This window comes from Ruegeria sp. HKCCD4315 (assembly GCF_013112245.1).
Taxonomy (GTDB): domain Bacteria; phylum Pseudomonadota; class Alphaproteobacteria; order Rhodobacterales; family Rhodobacteraceae; genus Ruegeria.
Genome location: NZ_WVRN01000002.1, coordinates 686,073 through 702,280 on the forward strand (window position 1 = coordinate 686,073; position 16,208 = coordinate 702,280).

Annotated in this window: 15 protein-coding genes; 8 read left to right on the forward strand and 7 right to left on the reverse strand. The window is 57.0% G+C overall.

From position 1 onward, the window contains the following. Together GS646_RS20940 and GS646_RS20945 are read right to left on the reverse strand one after the other, a co-directional pair. Complete coding sequence (locus tag GS646_RS20940; protein ID WP_171187768.1) at positions 1 to 759, reverse strand: amino acid ABC transporter permease; 759 nt, start codon at positions 757 to 759, stop codon at positions 1 to 3. An 8-nt stretch (positions 760 to 767) separates the two neighbouring features. Further along, a complete protein-coding gene (locus GS646_RS20945; RefSeq protein WP_171187766.1) occupies positions 768 to 1,508 on the reverse strand; it encodes an amino acid ABC transporter ATP-binding protein in 741 nt (246 codons plus the stop codon). Positions 1,509 to 1,629: 121 nt separating this feature from the next. Here GS646_RS20945 and GS646_RS20950 point away from each other — a divergent pair, with 121 nt between their 5' ends. Next, positions 1,630 to 2,400, forward strand: coding sequence for a transporter substrate-binding domain-containing protein (locus GS646_RS20950; protein ID WP_171187764.1), 771 nt, complete (start codon positions 1,630 to 1,632; stop codon positions 2,398 to 2,400). 103 nt (positions 2,401 to 2,503) lie between these two features. On the opposite strand, the gene GS646_RS20955 is transcribed toward GS646_RS20950, so the two are convergent. Together GS646_RS20955 and GS646_RS20960 are read right to left on the reverse strand one after the other, a co-directional pair. Next, positions 2,504 to 3,214 carry an aspartate/glutamate racemase family protein gene (locus GS646_RS20955; RefSeq protein WP_171648103.1) on the reverse strand — a complete coding sequence of 237 codons (711 nt, stop codon included), beginning with the start codon at positions 3,212 to 3,214 and terminating at the stop codon, positions 2,504 to 2,506. Next, complete coding sequence (locus tag GS646_RS20960) at positions 3,211 to 3,915, reverse strand: GntR family transcriptional regulator (RefSeq protein ID WP_171648101.1); 705 nt, start codon at positions 3,913 to 3,915, stop codon at positions 3,211 to 3,213. Before GS646_RS20960 ends, GS646_RS20955 begins: the two co-directional genes overlap by 4 nt. 111 nt (positions 3,916 to 4,026) lie before the next feature. On the opposite strand from GS646_RS20960, the gene GS646_RS20965 reads away from it, so the two are divergent. Beyond that, a complete protein-coding gene (locus tag GS646_RS20965; protein ID WP_171648099.1) occupies positions 4,027 to 5,721 on the forward strand; it encodes a thiamine pyrophosphate-binding protein in 1,695 nt (564 codons plus the stop codon). Here the strand turns inward: GS646_RS20965 and GS646_RS20970 are convergent. Beyond that, complete coding sequence (locus tag GS646_RS20970) at positions 5,682 to 6,602, reverse strand: LysR family transcriptional regulator (RefSeq protein WP_171187757.1); 921 nt, start codon at positions 6,600 to 6,602, stop codon at positions 5,682 to 5,684. The two genes, GS646_RS20965 and GS646_RS20970, sit on opposite strands and share 40 nt — an antisense overlap. A gap of 97 nt (positions 6,603 to 6,699) precedes the next feature. Here GS646_RS20970 and GS646_RS20975 point away from each other — a divergent pair, with 97 nt between their 5' ends. The 6 genes from GS646_RS20975 (at position 6,700) to GS646_RS21000 (ending at position 12,978) form a co-directional block, all read left to right on the forward strand. Next, positions 6,700 to 7,833, forward strand: coding sequence for an enolase C-terminal domain-like protein (locus GS646_RS20975; protein ID WP_171187755.1), 1,134 nt, complete (start codon positions 6,700 to 6,702; stop codon positions 7,831 to 7,833). After that, positions 7,830 to 9,080, forward strand: coding sequence for an FAD-binding oxidoreductase (locus GS646_RS20980; protein WP_171187753.1), 1,251 nt, complete (start codon positions 7,830 to 7,832; stop codon positions 9,078 to 9,080). Before GS646_RS20975 ends, GS646_RS20980 begins: the two co-directional genes overlap by 4 nt. Positions 9,081 to 9,132: 52 nt before the next feature. Further along, a complete protein-coding gene (locus GS646_RS20985; protein ID WP_171095086.1) occupies positions 9,133 to 10,110 on the forward strand; it encodes a TRAP transporter substrate-binding protein in 978 nt (325 codons plus the stop codon). Between the two features lie 68 nt (positions 10,111 to 10,178). After that, positions 10,179 to 10,712, forward strand: a complete 534-nt coding sequence (locus GS646_RS20990) for a TRAP transporter small permease (RefSeq protein WP_171187751.1) — start codon at positions 10,179 to 10,181, stop codon at positions 10,710 to 10,712. Positions 10,713 to 10,715: 3 nt separating this feature from the next. Beyond that, positions 10,716 to 12,029, forward strand: coding sequence for a TRAP transporter large permease (locus GS646_RS20995; protein WP_171095090.1), 1,314 nt, complete (start codon positions 10,716 to 10,718; stop codon positions 12,027 to 12,029). A 7-nt stretch (positions 12,030 to 12,036) separates the two neighbouring features. Further along, positions 12,037 to 12,978 carry a hypothetical protein gene (locus tag GS646_RS21000; RefSeq protein ID WP_171187749.1) on the forward strand — a complete coding sequence of 314 codons (942 nt, stop codon included), beginning with the start codon at positions 12,037 to 12,039 and terminating at the stop codon, positions 12,976 to 12,978. Between the two features lie 188 nt (positions 12,979 to 13,166). Here the strand turns inward: GS646_RS21000 and GS646_RS21005 are convergent, their stop codons facing one another. Together GS646_RS21005 and GS646_RS21010 are read right to left on the reverse strand one after the other, a co-directional pair. Further along, positions 13,167 to 14,837 (reverse strand): thiamine pyrophosphate-binding protein, encoded by a 1,671-nt coding sequence (locus GS646_RS21005; protein WP_171187746.1) that lies wholly within the window; start codon positions 14,835 to 14,837, stop codon positions 13,167 to 13,169. Positions 14,838 to 14,839: 2 nt separating this feature from the next. Continuing rightward, the gene (locus tag GS646_RS21010; protein WP_171187744.1) at positions 14,840 to 16,207 is read right to left on the reverse strand and encodes an amidase; all 1,368 of its coding nucleotides are present in this window, start codon (positions 16,205 to 16,207) and stop codon (positions 14,840 to 14,842) included. Position 16,208: the final 1 nt, after the last annotated feature.

The following is a 16,208-nucleotide window of genomic DNA, read 5'->3' on the forward strand; positions in this document are numbered from 1 at the left end:
TTATCCGCGCTCATCTGCGCCCATGCGGCGTTCCAACCAGCGCACACCAGCACTGATGATCAGTACGAGGATCAAATATTCAAAGATCAGCAGTGTGTAGATTTCCAGCGGGCGGTATTCCGTCACCACCAATTCATTCGCGCGGCGAGTCAATTCCTGCATCCCGATGACGCTGGCAAAGGCGCTCATCTTGACGATGTAGATGAACTGGTTGGCCAGCGGCGGTAGAATACGCCGGATCGCCTGAGGCAGGATCACGTAACGCATGGTCTGTACATAGTTCAGACCTATGGTTTGCGCCGCTTCACGCTGACCGCGCGCGATGGATTGAATACCCGCGCGATAGATCTCGGCGGTAAAGGCACTGTCCGAAATCGCAAGGGTAATAATCGCGCCCCAGAATGGATCGATTGGGACGTTCATTCCCATCGACTGGAACACGATGGGTAATCCGTAGAACACCCAAAACAGCATAGGCAGCAGTGGAATGGCGCGAATGAATTCCACATAAACCCTGTTGACCAGCCGCCAGCCGCGTTTCTCGGACAACCCCGGCAACGCCACCATCAGGCCCACGACAATTGACAGAACTGCGGCGATCAAAGAGATCTGGATCGTCGCCCACATGCCCGAAATCAGGAATTTTACATTGGTCCAGCCTGATGCCGTGGTGGGGTCGATCACATACCATCCCCAAGTCTGGGACGAGGAACAACCCGCAAGCAACAGCAAGGGCGCTATCAGAAGTAGTTTTTTCATAGCCCCTCTCAGTGCTGCAATATCTGCGATAGGAATTTACGACACCGCTCGGATTGCGGGTTGGTGAAGAAATGCTCGGGATTGCCTTCTTCGACGATCTCGCCCGCGTCCATGAAGATCATCTTGTCGGCCACCTTGCGCGCAAACCCCATCTCATGGGTTACAACAACCATGGTCATGCCCTCATTCGCCAACTCGACCATGACATCCAGCACTTCCGAAATCATTTCGGGATCCAGCGCCGAGGTCGGCTCGTCAAATAAGAGCACACGCGGCTCCATGCACAGAGATCGCGCAATGGCGACGCGTTGTTGTTGGCCGCCGGACAACTGAATGGGTTTCTTGTCCGCCTGATCGGGAATATGCACACGCTCCAGATAAAGACGTGCCTTTTCCTCGGCCTCTTTACGGCTGAGACCCCGCGCCTTGATCGGACCCAATGTCAGGTTCTCCAACACAGTCAGATGCGGAAACAGGTTGAATTGCTGAAACACCATTCCAACTTCAGACCGGATAGTCGCCGCAGATTTGGCGTCGTCCGTCAACTCGACCCCATCCACGCGGATGGTGCCTTTCTGGTGTTTTTCCAACCGGTTGATACACCGAACGACGGTCGACTTACCTGAGCCCGAAGGCCCGCAAATCACCACCTTTTCGCCGCTGTTGACCGTTAGATTAATGTCTTTGAGAACGTGAAACGTGTCGAACCACTTGTTCACGCCGACAAGTTCAATTGCGGCGTCTGGCATAAGCTGGTCTGCCCCTGTTTTAGTCGCGTTGTTTTATTTTCTTGAGGTTATCTTTGTCTTTCGGCTTAAATCAATGATGAATACGGCAGCAAGGCCGAAACGCCACCAACAGGAGAATTCAATGAACACTTTTTGGAAAACCGCGGCTGCTGCCGCGCTTGGACTGGTATTGTCGAGCGCCGCACACGCGCAATCTGCACTGAATGAGGTGTTGGATTCCGGCGTGCTAAAGGTCGGCACTACCGGCGACTGGAACCCTATGTCGCTGCGTGACCCGGCCACCAACAGCTATAAAGGCTATGACATCGACATCATGAACGAGTTGGCCGCCGATCTAGGGGTTGAGGTTGAATATGTGCCAACCGATTGGAAAACACTGGTCAATGGCGTGGTGGCAGGCAAGTACCACCTGACCGGTTCGGCCTCAATCTCGCCGCCGCGCATGAAAGTGGCCGGTTTCTCGGATAGCTACATCGCGGTGGAGCTATTCCCGTACACGACCAAGGACAAGGCGGACAAATTCGACGGTTACGACTCCATCAACCAGCCGGGTGTCACGGTTGCCACCACGCTGGGCACGACGTTTGAAAAGCGTGTGCGTGAATGGTTCCCGAACGCCGAGATCAAGGTGGTCGAAGCCCCGGCCCGTGGTTTTCAGGAAGTGATCGCTGGACGCGCAGATGTGTTCATCACGTCAAACATCGAAGGCTCAACACTTGAAGAGAAGTTCCCTGTGGTCCGTGTCAAGAATGCAGGTCCCCGGTCGCCGTCGCCCATCGCGATGATCCTGCCGCAGGGCGATCAGGTCTGGATCAACTACGTGAACAACTGGATCGAAGTGAAAAAAGCGCAGGGCTTCTTCGAAGCTAACCGCGCGAAATGGGGTCTCTGATCCCTTTTCAGAAAGACCCTGCACCTTAACGCCCGGTCTTCAGGATCGGGCGTTTTCTATTTTGACGTGACTGGGCAAAGTGCTTTGCGCACTAATTTTTCGATTAATACGTCCGCGGAACCAGACCGGCCTGAAACCACTGAATGAACGAGACGATAGAAAACACGGGCAACCCGGTGGCCTGTTGGATATCGCGTGCATAGGGGCACATATTTGTGCATTCCAGCACGATTGCACCCAAGTCAGGGTTGTCCGCAACCAAGGTACGCGCCGCCTGAACATTATCTTCACGCGCTTTCTGAACATCCAGCCTTAGCTCATTTCCAAGGATCGCGCGGGTGAACTCCTGCCCGCCTTCGGTTGTGCCAATCGGGGTATCCAACGGCACGTTGGCCGCGCGCAGATGATCTTTCGTCAGGGTCGAGGCTGAAATGGTCAATACCCCGGCGCGCTTGCCCGCAGGCAGGATGCGGTTCACCATTTCTACCTGCATCAAGGACGATGTTGCCACCGGAACCGGGACGGCTTGGGCCAGTTCTTTCTGGAACAAGGACAGGAAACCGCAATTGGTGGTTATGCCATCCACACCATCCCGCACCAGATCCTGAGCCGCCTCGATGAACGGATCCAACATCCCCTCGGCCCGGTGCCGAACCACCCGATCCGGCGAGGCATCGCGGACAATGCGATAGAGCACCGGAAACGGCCAAGTCAGCGCGTTGCCCATGTCACCCGGGATTCTCGGGAACTGGGCATCCAGCATCAGAATACCGACGGATGCGCCGTAGATGGATTTTCCCCCCTGCGCGATCATCCCTCGACCTCCTCGATTATCCGGGCCGAGATTTCTTCGGACCCTTCCATATAAATGCTGCTAATCCCGTGACGCACAGCGTCCTGCACCTGATCCATGCGCTTGGTGATATGAGCGCCCAGAACACGTGCGGCTTCTTCCGTATCCCGTTCCATCAACGCCTGCATAACTCGCTTATGCTCGTCTTTTGAACGTTGCACCCGGTCCATACTCATGGAAATCCATCGGATATAGCGAATACGCTCATTGATCCGCGTCAGAGTTTGCAAAAGTTCCATATTGCCCGACAGTTTAGCTATCCCAAGGTGAAACGCCTCATCCCGGCTGACGGCTTCTTCGACGGTCAGGCCGGTGATATCGATGCCCGTTGAGTAAAGCTCATCCCGCAGATTCTGCAGGTCTTTGTCAGAGGCCTTGGAACACGCCGCACGCGCGGCGGCAGTTTCGATAATCTGGCGCAGCTCGAAAAGGTCAAACACGCTTTGCGCATCCAACGGGCGGCAGAAAAAACCTTGCCCGGGGCGAAAGTCAAAAAGCCGCTCGGCAACCAGCCGGTTCAACGCCTCGCGCAGTGGCGTTCGGCTGACGCCCAGATCCTTGGACAGAGCGACTTCGTTCAGACGATCCCCGGGGCGCAGACGAAACGAAACCGCCATCGCCTTAACCTGATCATATATGTCGTCGACCCTTGGACCCGCCATTAACCTGCCCTTCCTCTTGTTTGCCACAGGTGCCACAGGCAGAGCTTGAAATCAATATACAAAACTGTATACAGTTCTGCGTACAGATAGGAATCGAGAGGCTCGCAGATCATGACAGGGACGAATTATCTGACCGGAGCAGAGGCTATGGTGCGTATGCTCGAGGCACATGGCGTGAAGCACATGTTCGGTCTGTGCGGCGATACCACCTTGCCGTTCTATGACGCTCTGGCGCGCATGGATCACGGTATTCAGCACATCTTGACACGGGATGAACGGCACGCAGCCTATATGGCGGATGGTTACGCGCGTGTGACAGGAAAACCCGGTGTCTGCGAAGGTCCCTCGGGCGGTGGCGCAACTTACATTCTGCCCGGCGTTGTCGAAGCCAATGAAAGTTCCGTTCCGATTCTGGCGATTACCTCGGACGTCGCGACAACCAGCCGGGGCAAGTACCCGTTGACCGAACTGGATCAGCCCGCCCTGTTCAAGCCGTTGGCCAAGTGGAACACCTCGCTGGACGACGCCGCGCGGCTTCCGGCCATGGTGCGGGCCGCCTTTCGGGCGATGACAACGGGCACGCCGGGGGCCACCCATCTGGCCCTGCCCTTCGACACGCAAAAAGCGCAGGTGGATGAGGCCGAAATCTGGGCGGATGATAGGCATCGCAGCTATCCTGCCGAACGCGCTGCCCCAGACATGGATGCAATCGAAGCCGCGGCGGATATTCTGGCACGGGCCAAATCCGCTGTTGCTGTCTGTGGCGGCGGGCCGGTTCTGTCAGGTGCAACTGAAGCACTGCGGCAGGTCGCAAATTTGTTGGACATGCCCGTTGCCACAACCGTTTCCGGCCAGGGTTCCATCGCCGAAACCGACCCTCTGGCTTTGGGCGTTGTCGGGTCTAACGGAGGTGTGCCCGCAACACGTGCCGTCGTGGATCAGGCGGATGTTGTTCTGTTCATAGGCTGCCGCGCCGGCTCGGTCACAACCGAACGGTGGAGAAGCCCAGGGCGCGATGCCACGATCATTCACATCGACAGCGATCCCATGGTGATTGGCGCAAACTACCAGACCGAAGTAGCAATCTGCGCAGATGCCTGTCTGGCGCTCGAGGCTCTCACCCGCGCTTTAGAAGATCGGCAAGACCTGAACGCACAAGGCGGGGCGGATAAAGCCCGTGCCGCGTGGGATGCCAAGCTGGCCGCTTTCGCGCCACTGGCCGCAAGTCGTGAAATGCCGATCCGGCCCGAAGCTGTCATGGCTGCGTTGATGGATATTCTGGATGACGACGCAATCGTTGTGGCGGATCCAGGCACTCCCTGCCCCTATTTCAGCGCGCATTTTCGTTGGCGGACATCGGGACGGCAGTTCATCACCAACCGGGCGCATGGCGCTCTGGGCTATTCATTAGGTGCAGCGATGGGGGCACATGTCGGGCGTCCGTCGGTCAAGACCCTGGCCGTCATGGGCGATGGCTCGTTCGGCTTCACATGTGGTGAGTTCGAAACGATGGTGCGGCACAAAATGCCCATCACATCGATTGTCTTCTCAAACGCGGTCTTCGGCTGGATCAAAGCGGGTCAGGATGCGGGCTTTGGTCAAAGATTCTACAACGTTGACTTCAACCGCACAGATCATGCCGCAGTGGCGTCAGCCTTTGGTGTGAAATCATGGACGGTCAAAGACCCCGAAGACCTGCCAAAAATCCTGAAGCAGGCCATCACACATGACGGTCCCACACTGGTCGACATCCATTCGCAACAGCTTCACAACGCGGCTGCGCCAGTATCCGAATGGGTAGCGTAAGAGGCGATTGACGGGATCAGCTGATCCAGAAACTCCTGAGCGATCCTGGATAAGGGGCGACCTTTGGCTGTGATGATTGCAAGTTCCAACATGACTGCGGGTTTGAAAGGGCGGGTTTGATATCCGCTCTCTTCATCGAATGTTACGGTGAAGGGGTCGATCATCGCGACCCCCATGCCTTGCTTCACGAAGCTCAGCAGGTTTTCTGACAAGTGTGTGTGAACCTGCGTTCGCCATGTCCGCCCGGCACGTTGAAAGATGTCACGGGTTTTACGATGCGTCTGGTGTTCCGGGCCCATGACAATAAAAGGCTCATTTTCCAGAATTTCTGGCGTCAGAACGTCATGCGCTGACAAAGGACTGTCTTCCGGGAAAGTGGCCAGCGTTTCGAACTGAAACACCTGATAGTTCAGCGTGTCATGCAAAATGGGCATCTCGACGATACCGATCTCAAACAGGCCAGACGTCACCCATTCTTGAATCTTCGACGAGTATTGCGACTGAAAGCTGACGGACAGGTTCGGGCGACTTTCGGCAAACCGCGCGATCTCACGTGGCATGAAACCAAATGAAAGCAGGTGTGGCGCAGCAACCTGTAACTGACCGGGATGCTTGTTTTGCAAATCCGTTACTGCCTGCGCAACATGGTCCAACCCACGCACAACAGTGTCGACTTCGCGGTACAACAACTCGGCTTCGGGCGTAGGCAACAGACGCCCCTTGTTGCGTTCGAACAGAGGTAATCGCGCCTCGCGCTCCAGTTGCGCCAAAAGGTTGCTGATGCCGGGTTGCGAGATGCCAAGAACCGATGCTGCGCCGGTCACGGTTCCGGTTTCCATGATGGCGTGAAAGGCTTGAAGCTGACGAAAGCGCAATGACATCGGTATAGTATCATTTTTTTTGATGAACTGTCGAAGATATAGTATTTGAAATGATATGCCGGTCAAGGCAGGCTTCCGCACATCTATAGGGGGCCGAATGAGCGATCTGTCACAAAAAATCACGGGCTATGACCTATGGCACCTCAAGCTGCCAGTGACCTCGCGGCGGGATCACGGCATTGGATCTGTCGAAGGCTTTTGTGAAATTGTTATCCTGCGGCTGACATCCGAGGACGGCTCGCAAGGGTTTGGCGAAGCATCGCCCTGGTCAGTATTCACCGGCACGCCAGAGGCAACCTTTGCTGCGCTCGATCGGTATCTGCGCCCACTTGTTTTGGGCGCTAAGGTCGGAGACAGATCCGCGATCATGGCGCGCGCCGCTTATGCCGTGGCGCATTGCACCGAGGCCAAAGCCGCACTGGAAACCGCGCTGCTGGATCTTGCAGGCCAGATCAGCAACGTTCCTGTTTGGTCCTTGTTGGGCGGGAAATGCCGGGACGCAATACCGCTGAGTTGTTCCATCGCCAACCCTGATTTCTCGCAAGACGTCGACCTGTTGGCACGGTTGCAGGACGATGGTGTCCGGATTGTCAAACTCAAGACCGGGTTCAAGGATCACGCCTTTGACATCATGCGGCTGGAATACCTGGCCCAGAACTGCCCCGAGTTTTCGGTGCGCGTGGATTATAACCAAGGACTCAGTATCGAGGATGCCCCGGCACAGGTCCGCGACGTCGCCCGGTTCGATCCCGATTTCATCGAACAGCCCGTGCGCGCTCATCACTTCGGCATGATGGCCAAGCTGCGCCAAATGACAGATGTGCCTTTGCTGGCAGACGAGAGCGTTTTTGGCCCCGAAGACATAGAGCGTGCGGCACGCGAAGCGATTTGCGACGGTGTTTCCGTCAAGATCATGAAATCCGGCGGCCTGACGCGCGGTCAAACCGTTGCGCGTATTGCGGCGGCTCACGGCCTGACAGCCTATGGTGGCGACATGTTCGAGGCTGGCCTGGCCCATTTGGCCGGCACGCACATGATTGCCGCGACACCAGAAATCACTCTGGGCTGTGAGTTCTATCAGGCGTCGTATTTCCTGAAAGAGGACATATTGGAAGAACCGTTCCAGATCAGGAACGGACAGGTGTGCGTGCCGGATGGTCCTGGGCTTGGCAGCAAACCAGACTTGGACAAACTGAACCACTTCGCAGTGTCAAAGGCGGTGGCGGCGTGAGCGAGAAGAAGACCATAGCCATCATCGGGGCTGGAATTGTCGGAGTCTCCGCGGCTATCTGGCTGCAGCGCGACGGTCACGATGTGATTTTGATCGACAAGGCCGGACCGGGCGAAGGAACCTCGCATGGCAATGGCGGCGTGCTTGCGTCATGCTCTATCGTGCCTGTGACGGTTCCGGGACTGCTCGGCAAAGCGCCGAAGATGCTGTTAAGCCCCTCTCAGCCGCTGTTCCTGAAATGGGGGTACTTACCGAAGTTATTGCCATGGCTAAGGCAGTATTTAAGCCATGCAAACGCCACAGACGTGGAGCGGATCGCAGCAGCCCTGACGCCCATCGTGGGCGACAGCCTGAACGACCACAAAGCGCTGGCCGCCGGAACTGGCGCTGAGAAATGGATCGTCCCCAGCGATTATCTGTTCCTTTATGAAAACCGAGCCCATTTCGAAGGCGATGCCTTTGGTTGGGGCATTCGGCGTAAGCATGGCTTTGCGTGGGAAGAATTGGAGGGCAAGGCTTTCCACGATTACGATCCCGTGTTCAGTCAGGATATTGGGTTTGCGGCCAAGCTGTCAGACCATGGCCACATCACTGATCCGGGGCGATATGTCAAAGACCTAGCTACACATGTTGAAGCGCAAGGAGGTCGGATCATCCGAGCCAATGTCGAAGACGTCAGGCGCGAAGGCGGAAGCGTCACCGGCGTTCGCACGAGCGGTGAAACCATTGCGTGCGACACAGCTATCGTGACGGCAGGCGTCTGGTCAGGACCTTTGGCCAAGCGCCTGGGGGTTTCGGTCCCACTGGAAAGCGAACGCGGGTATCATCTTGAATTGGTGGAACCTTCTGCCATGCCGCGCAGCCCGGTCATGGTTGCATCGGGTAAGTTTGTTGCAACACCCATGGATGGGCGCATACGCTTGGCAGGCATTGTAGAGTTCGGAGGGCTGGATGCACCGCCCTCTCGCGCGCCGTTTGAATTGATGCGCAAGAATGCCCGGGCAGCTTTCCCGGGCATAACATGGAAGGAGGAAGTGGAATGGATGGGGCACAGGCCTGCCCCGGCTGACTCGATCCCGATTATTGGCGACGTGCCCGGCATCAAGGGGGCCTATATGGGCTTTGGGCACCATCACATCGGCTTGACAGGCGGGCCAAAAACCGGACGCCTTTTGGCCCAAATGATCGCGGGCAGAACCCCAAACGCGGATGTCAGCGTCTACGCGCCGTCACGCTACACAACATAAGAACAAGCTGATGAGAAACATCGGCGTTTCAAAATCCACTAGGGAGAAAACGATGAAAAAACTGACAAACCTTCTGGCAGCGACAGCTCTGACTGCAGCTGCAGCCGCACCGGCCATGGCCGAAAAATGGGACATGCCGATGGCTTATTCGGCGTCAAACTTCCACTCGGCCACAGGCGCGGAGTTCGCTAAATGCGTGACCACAGGCACTGGTGGTGAGATCGAGATCGTCACACACCCTTCCGGTTCACTGTTCAAGGGCGCCGATATCAAACGCGCAATTCAGACAGGGCAGGCCCCGATTGGTGAACGTCTTCTATCCGGCCACCAAAACGAAAACGCGCTGTTTGGCTTTGACTCGATTCCGTTCCTCGCGACCTCTTTCGACGACAGCGCCAAGCTTTGGGAGGCCGCCAAGCCATCTATTGAAAAAGTACTGGCCGAACAGAACCTGACGTTGCTTTACGCTGTACCGTGGCCGCCTCAGGGTCTGTATTTCAAGAACGAGGTAAACTCGGTCGCTGACATGAAGGGCATTAAGTTCCGCTCATACAACAATGCGACCTCGCGGTTGGCCGAGCTGACCGGGATGCTACCGGTGACGATTGAAGCGGCGGAAATCAGTCAGGCCTTTGCAACGGGTGTGGCAGATTCGATGGTGTCATCGGGATCGACCGGTTATGACCGCAAAGTCTGGGAAAGTCTGAACTATTTCTACGAAGTCGATGCGTGGTTGCCGCGTAATTACGTGATGGTCAATTCTGATGTCTGGTCTGGTGTGTCTGATGCCAACAAGAACGTCATCAAAGGCTGCGCTGAACTGGCAGAGTACGCAGGCAACTGGCGCGCCAAGGAATATACCGGGTTCACCCTGCAGGGTTTGCGGGATGGCGGTATGACTGTTGGTCCGGCCTCTGAACAGATGACCAACGAGCTGAAAGAGATCGGCGTGACCATGACCAACGAATGGCTGGAAGCTGCCGGTGACGAAGGCAAAGCCATCGTCGACGCATTCAACGCGTCTCAGTAACCTTTCGATTTGGGCGGCGGTTCATCCGGCCGCCCTTTTCGCATCCAATCAAAAACAGCGGGGACAGTATGGCGGTTTTGCGAGGGCTTCGGTCCGTACTCGACTTCATCTATCTGGCGGCAGGGGTTTTAGCGGCACTCAGCCTGATCGCCATTCTGTTGCTGATCGTCGTGCAGATGCTTGCCCGCTGGACCGGTGAAGTGTTTCCCGGAGCACCCGACTATGCCGGTTACGCGATGGCCGCAGCATCTTTTCTGGCTTTTGCCAATGCACTGAACCGGGGCAGTCATATCCGGGTTTCCATCCTTCTGAACGCCGTTCCGGATGGGGTAAGGCGTATTCTGGAGGTCTGGTGCTTCGCCATAGGCACCGCTGTCATGTGGTATTTTTGCTGGTACGCATATCGCTTTGTCTATTGGAGCTGGAAGTTCAACGACATTAGCCAAGGCCAGGACCGAACTGCCCTTTGGATCCCACAATCCGCGATGCTGTTAGGCGCGATCATTCTGGCCATTGCACTGACTGATCATTTAATCCACGTGCTTTTCAAGGGCGAACACCGCATCGTCCGCGATCTCGCCGATCAGAGCCACGGAGAGTAAATCATGGAAAACCTCTCTGTCATCATCCTCTTTCTCTTTGTTCTCTTCACTTTGCTGGGCACCGGCGTCTGGGTCGGGTTGGCCCTGATGGGCGTAGCCTGGGTCGGGATGGAACTGTTCACCACCCGCCCCGTCGGGGACGTGATGATCACCACCATCTGGTCGGCGTCGTCGTCGTGGACCCTGACCGCACTGCCCATGTTCATCTGGATGGGTGAAATCCTGTATCGAACGCGATTATCGGAAGACATGTTCAAGGGCCTGTCCCCGTGGATGGCCCCTTTGCCAGGCGGGCTGGTACACACCAATATCGTTGGTTGCACGGTTTTTGCGGCTGTCTCGGGCTCGTCAGCGGCCACGCTTACAACGGTTGGCAAAATGTCGATCCCCGAACTGCGCAAGCGCAATTATCCCGAACGCATGATCATCGGAACATTGACCGGCGCGGCGACACTCGGGCTGATGATCCCGCCCTCGCTGACCCTGATCGTCTACGGTGTGACAATCAATGAATCCATCACCAAGCTGTTCTTTGCCGGGATCCTTCCCGGTCTGGTTCTGGCGGCGATGTTCATGGGATACGTGGCGATCTATTCCAAACTCGGCAAAGACTGGAGCCCCAATACCGAAGCCAAGCTGAGTTTCTCAGAAAAGATCAAGAACTCTCGCTTCCTTCTGCCTGTAATCCTTTTGATCATGGTGGTTATTGGGTCGATGTATCTGGGATATGCCACCGCGACCGAGGCCGCGGCTTTTGGGGTCATCGGCGGGCTGCTGTTGGCGGCGGGTCAGGGATCTTTGAGTTGGAAAACCTTTACCGAAAGTCTGATGGGGGCCACTCGCACCAGCGCGATGATTGCGCTCATTCTGGCGGGCGCGGCGTTCCTTTCGCTGTCCATGGGCTTTACAGGCTTGCCGCGTGGTCTGGCCGATCTGATTGCTGGCTGGGAACTGACCCGGTTCGAACTGCTCATGGTGCTGCTGGTTTTCTACATCATTCTGGGTTGTTTTCTGGACGGTATCTCTTCGGTCGTACTGACAATGGCGGTGGTCGAGCCCATGATCCGCGACGCCGGGATCGACTTGATCTGGTTCGGCATCTTCATTGTGGTCGTCGTCGAGATGGCGCAGATCACGCCTCCGATCGGGTTCAACCTGTTTGTGATGCAGGGCATGACCAACCACGAGATGAGCTATATCGCGCGGGCGGCCATTCCAATGTTCCTGATCATGGTTCTGATGGTCTTTATCCTGATCTGGTTCCCTGATCTCGCGACCTGGTTGCCTGAAAACCTGCGACAAAGCCCTGGCGGATAAGGCGGTTTTGAACCCGCTTCATCTGGCCGCGCGCCATGGACCTTATGTTCTGATCGGCGGATTGGCAGCAGGTCTTCTGTTGCCATCTCTGGCGGAACCAATGCGAGATCTGCTGGCCCCTTTGGTCGTTCTGTTGCTGTTCGTGACTGTGCTGAGGATGGACCCCAAAGCCATCGTTGGGTCATTGAGCGACCTGCCCAAAGTCGCCCTTACAGTTGTCGGATTTCAGCTGGTGACGCCGATGATCGTCATAGCATTTGGATATGCCTGTGGGTGGACCGGAACGCCAGTGCTGCTGTGCCTGCTGATCATGACGGCGGCCCCGTCTATTTCAGGCAGCCCGAATATGTGCATGATGATGGGTCACGCACCAGAACACGCGATGCGGCTGATGGTTGTCAGCACAGCTCTGCTGCCTTTGACCGCACTGCCCATTTTCCTGTTCATGCCCGCACTTGGCGATATTCAGGCGGTTTTAGAGGCTGGCTTGCGTCTTTCACTTACAATTTTAGGTGCAACCGGTGCAGCCATATTCGTACGAAAGACAGTCCTGCGCGCGCCTTCGCAATCCACTTTGCTAAGTCTTGAAGGATTGGGAACGCTTACGCTGGCTATATTTGTTATTGGCCTGATGCCGTCGGTCAGCGCAACAGCGTTGGAGGATCCGGCTTTGGCTGCATTCTGGATCGCCTTTGCCTGTCTGGCCAACTTTGGCGCACAGATTGTCATGTTTCAATTGACGCGAAGCAGGCTTCCCGCGGCGCGGGCAGCGGCAGTTTCGTTGATCGCTGGTAACCGAAACATCGCGATCTTTTTTGTAGCCCTGCCGCCCGAGGTGACTGCGCCAATCATGGCCTTCATCGGCGCCTATCAGATACCTATGTACCTCACGCCCATGATCATGCGGCGTTTTTACGGTCGCGGAACCCCTGATGGCCGTTCGACGTAAAGGCTGACCAAACGCGCAGAATCCTAGGATCGGCCCGGCGAACACCCCAATCTAATGCAAAAAGAACGATTTTGTTGAAGGTCAACACAAGTACGCGCGTCGCTTCCGGCGCAATGCCAGAACCCGTGTTAACCTTCCACGCCGGGGTATCAGCCAAGACTAACCCGCATAGATCGATCGGGGAGAGCTCAGTCTTTTTGCGGTGCCGTGAACAGGTCTTTGCGCAAGGTCATCAACGCACTTGGGTCAATTTTGGCCTGAATAACCGTTGTTTCATTCGACGCGATGGCCTTTTGCAACGCCGGGCCCATGCCACCGGGCCCATCGACCCATATACCTTTCCCACCACATAGTTCGGCAAATTTGTCAAAACGGGGCGATTGAATTTCTGAACCCAGCAAACGGCCTCCGTAAAACTCTTGCTGGTAAGCCTTTTCCGCTCCCCAAGCCTGGTTGTCCAAAACAACGATGGTGATTGGCAGATTGTGCTGAATGGCAGTCTGAATCTCGATCATTGTATAGCCGACGGCGCCATCACCCATCACAGCCACGGCAGGGCGATCTGGCGTAGCGGCCTTGGCTCCGATTGCGGCAGCGAGACCAAAGCCAACAAGACCAAAATCCAAAGGTGTGATCAGAGACATCGGTGCATAGTGGGCCAGCCGGTCTGCGGCTTGCAGGCAAGTGTTGCCCGTGTCCAGCGTTACGATGGCGTTTTCGGGCAAGGTCGCGCGGATTTCGGCCAGAGCACGGCGCGGGTGCATAGGCAAACTGTCTAGCTCTGCCTCAGTCGCGCGCACGGCTTCGAGGTCGGACATGCCAGACCGAAACGCTTCGCGCCACGGATCGCAATCCGGGCGCGTTGCTGTATCTGTCAAAGCTTCGGCAGTCAGGCGGGCATCGCCCTGTGCCGCGATCTCGGCGGGGAAATAACGACCAACTGCTGCACCTTCGATATCGACATGGGCAATCCGGGTATCAGCCCCGACATAGTCGTTGGAATGAAAGGTCGAGTTGAACCCAAGGCGGGCTCCGAGGACCACCATGACATCCGCCTCGCGCGTCAGCCTGCTGGCGACCACATTGCCGCGTGGCCCGGCTTGCCCTGCAAACCACGGGTGGCCGTGGGGCATGACGTCGGCATGGCCGGTTGAGGCGACGACAGGAACGTCAAGCTTTTCGGCCAACGCCGTCAAAGCGTCGCGCCCGTCCCCCCATTTGAAGCCCCCACCGGCAAAGATCACCGGCCTTTCGGCCCCAGATAGCAGCTTGGCAATGGCGGCGACGTCCGACGGTGCGGCAGGGCCGGGGCGCGCGATGTTCACCCGGGTCGGCTCAAAAGCTGGTATCTCAGCGGCAAACAAGTCACGCGGGACATGCAGCACCACTGGTCCGCGTCGGCCAGTGTTGGCCAACCGGATGGCGTCTTCCAGCATCGGTGCCAGCCGCGCCGGATCTGTCACCATGACCGAACGCTTGGAAATAGGTGCAAACAACGCGACCTGATCTATTTCCTGAAACGTATCCTTGCATTGATCGGCACGGGTGATCGCTCCGGCAATCACCACAAGTGGGGAATAGGCCAGTTGCGCCTCGGCCACTGCTGTCACGATGTTGACCACGCCGGGCCCCGCTTGCGCGCCCAGAACCACACCAGGTTTGCCCGTCATCCGTGCCCAAGCATCAGCCATATGGCCCGCAGCACGTTCGTCCCGCGCTCCGACATATGCGATCTGACCGCCTTTATACATGGCATCGTAGAGTTCCAGCATCGAGCCGCCCAACAGGCCGAAAACGGTATCGATGCCGTTGGCTTTCAGAACGCGATAGACGGCTTCTCCGCCGTTGATGGTGGTCATGTTCAGTCTCCGGAAATTTGGCGTTCAATCTGGCGGGCAAAGCGCAGCAGCCGCGCGTCCGACCCTTTCGGACCGGTGATGTGAAGACCCACGGGCATACCGTCGGAGGACTGCCCCATGGGGATGGAAATCGATGGAAGCTCTAACGTCGGTGTCAGAGTCACTGTACGCCAGTCTTCGGTGATTTCCCCGTCTCGCAGGTCAGCGCTGAACGGCAATCCAGTGGCGGTGGGCCAAAGGGCAAAATCATAGTGGGCGAAGAATGTAGCAACAGAGTCCCAGACATGACGGCGTGTCGTCTGATAGGCGATCAAACCGGCAAAGCTTTGCCGTTCTCCCTGTGCGCAAGCCGTGCGATAGCTGTCTGTGGCCAGCGTCATGTCGGGATCGAGCGCCGCGCGAATTTGCAGGGCACATTGGCCCCGAATGATGTCGCCATATGCAAGCAGCGGCGCAAGGTCCGGGGCTGTGTTTTCATCGACATGCCAGCCCAAAGCGCGGAAAACATCTGCGATTGGTGCCAATGCCGCCTGAACCGATGGCTCAACACTTGACCCGAAGGGCGAAAGGCTCAACGCCACGCGGCCCGCAGTCAGCGGGGTATCAATCTCAACCGGGGCCGGGTAAGCGCCGGTGTATGCCAATGGCTGGTTGGGCGTCGGGCCTTGCATCACACTCAGCATCAAAGCGAGGTCCGAAACCGTACGCGCCATCGGGCATGGCACGGACAAACCGTCAAACGGGGCCGGGTTTGGATCCATGGGCACCAAACCCGATGTTGGCCGCATACCTACTACACCGCACCATGCAGCAGGTGTACGGGCACTGCCCCCAAGATCCGAGCCATCAGCAAGGGCAACCATGTTGGCCGCCAACGCGGCAGCCGCGCCACCAGAACTGCCCGCAACCGTCTTTTCAGGGTTCAATGGATTGCGCGTCGTGCCCGATACAAAGTTCGTGGTCTGGCCAGAAAATGTGAACTCGGGCGTGTTTGTCTTGCCAACGATCACGGCACCTGCCGCCCTCAGACGCGCGACGTGTAGCGCGTCACTGGACGGGACATGATCAGAAAAGCTTCTTGATCCATGCGTTGTGCGCAGACCGGCGGTATCAAAACAGTCTTTGATCGCGACCGGCAACCCGTGCAGTGGCCCTGCGAACTGCCCCCGCGCGGCCATCCTGTCCAGTTCATCAGCACGGGCGCTGGCAGCGTCCCAATCCAGCGTGACAAAGGCGTTCACACCGGCTGGATCGCCTTCGATACACGCGCGATAGGCTGCCAAAACCTCCGAGCTGCTCAGGGTTCCTTTACGCAGGTCTCCCGCAAGCTCGATGGCCGACTTCTGAGTGATATCTATCGGTTGCAGCAAG

Excerpts from the sequence above, each read along its gene's own strand:
- GS646_RS20995 (WP_171095090.1), top strand. The coding sequence starts at position 10,716 with ATGGAAAACCTCTCTGTCATCATCCTCTTTCTCTTTGTTCTCTTCACT.
- GS646_RS20940 (WP_171187768.1), bottom strand. The coding sequence starts at position 759 with ATGAAAAAACTACTTCTGATAGCGCCCTTGCTGTTGCTTGCGGGTTGT.
- GS646_RS20965 (WP_171648099.1), top strand. The coding sequence starts at position 4,027 with ATGACAGGGACGAATTATCTGACCGGAGCAGAGGCTATGGTGCGTATG.
- GS646_RS20960 (WP_171648101.1), bottom strand. The coding sequence starts at position 3,915 with ATGGCGGGTCCAAGGGTCGACGACATATATGATCAGGTTAAGGCGATG.
- GS646_RS20970 (WP_171187757.1), bottom strand. The coding sequence starts at position 6,602 with ATGTCATTGCGCTTTCGTCAGCTTCAAGCCTTTCACGCCATCATGGAA.
- GS646_RS20950 (WP_171187764.1), top strand. The coding sequence starts at position 1,630 with ATGAACACTTTTTGGAAAACCGCGGCTGCTGCCGCGCTTGGACTGGTA.
- GS646_RS20990 (WP_171187751.1), top strand. The coding sequence starts at position 10,179 with ATGGCGGTTTTGCGAGGGCTTCGGTCCGTACTCGACTTCATCTATCTG.
- GS646_RS21005 (WP_171187746.1), bottom strand. The coding sequence starts at position 14,837 with ATGACCACCATCAACGGCGGAGAAGCCGTCTATCGCGTTCTGAAAGCC.
- GS646_RS20945 (WP_171187766.1), bottom strand. The coding sequence starts at position 1,508 with ATGCCAGACGCCGCAATTGAACTTGTCGGCGTGAACAAGTGGTTCGAC.
- GS646_RS20985 (WP_171095086.1), top strand. The coding sequence starts at position 9,133 with ATGAAAAAACTGACAAACCTTCTGGCAGCGACAGCTCTGACTGCAGCT.
- GS646_RS20975 (WP_171187755.1), top strand. The coding sequence starts at position 6,700 with ATGAGCGATCTGTCACAAAAAATCACGGGCTATGACCTATGGCACCTC.
- GS646_RS20955 (WP_171648103.1), bottom strand. The coding sequence starts at position 3,214 with ATGATCGCGCAGGGGGGAAAATCCATCTACGGCGCATCCGTCGGTATT.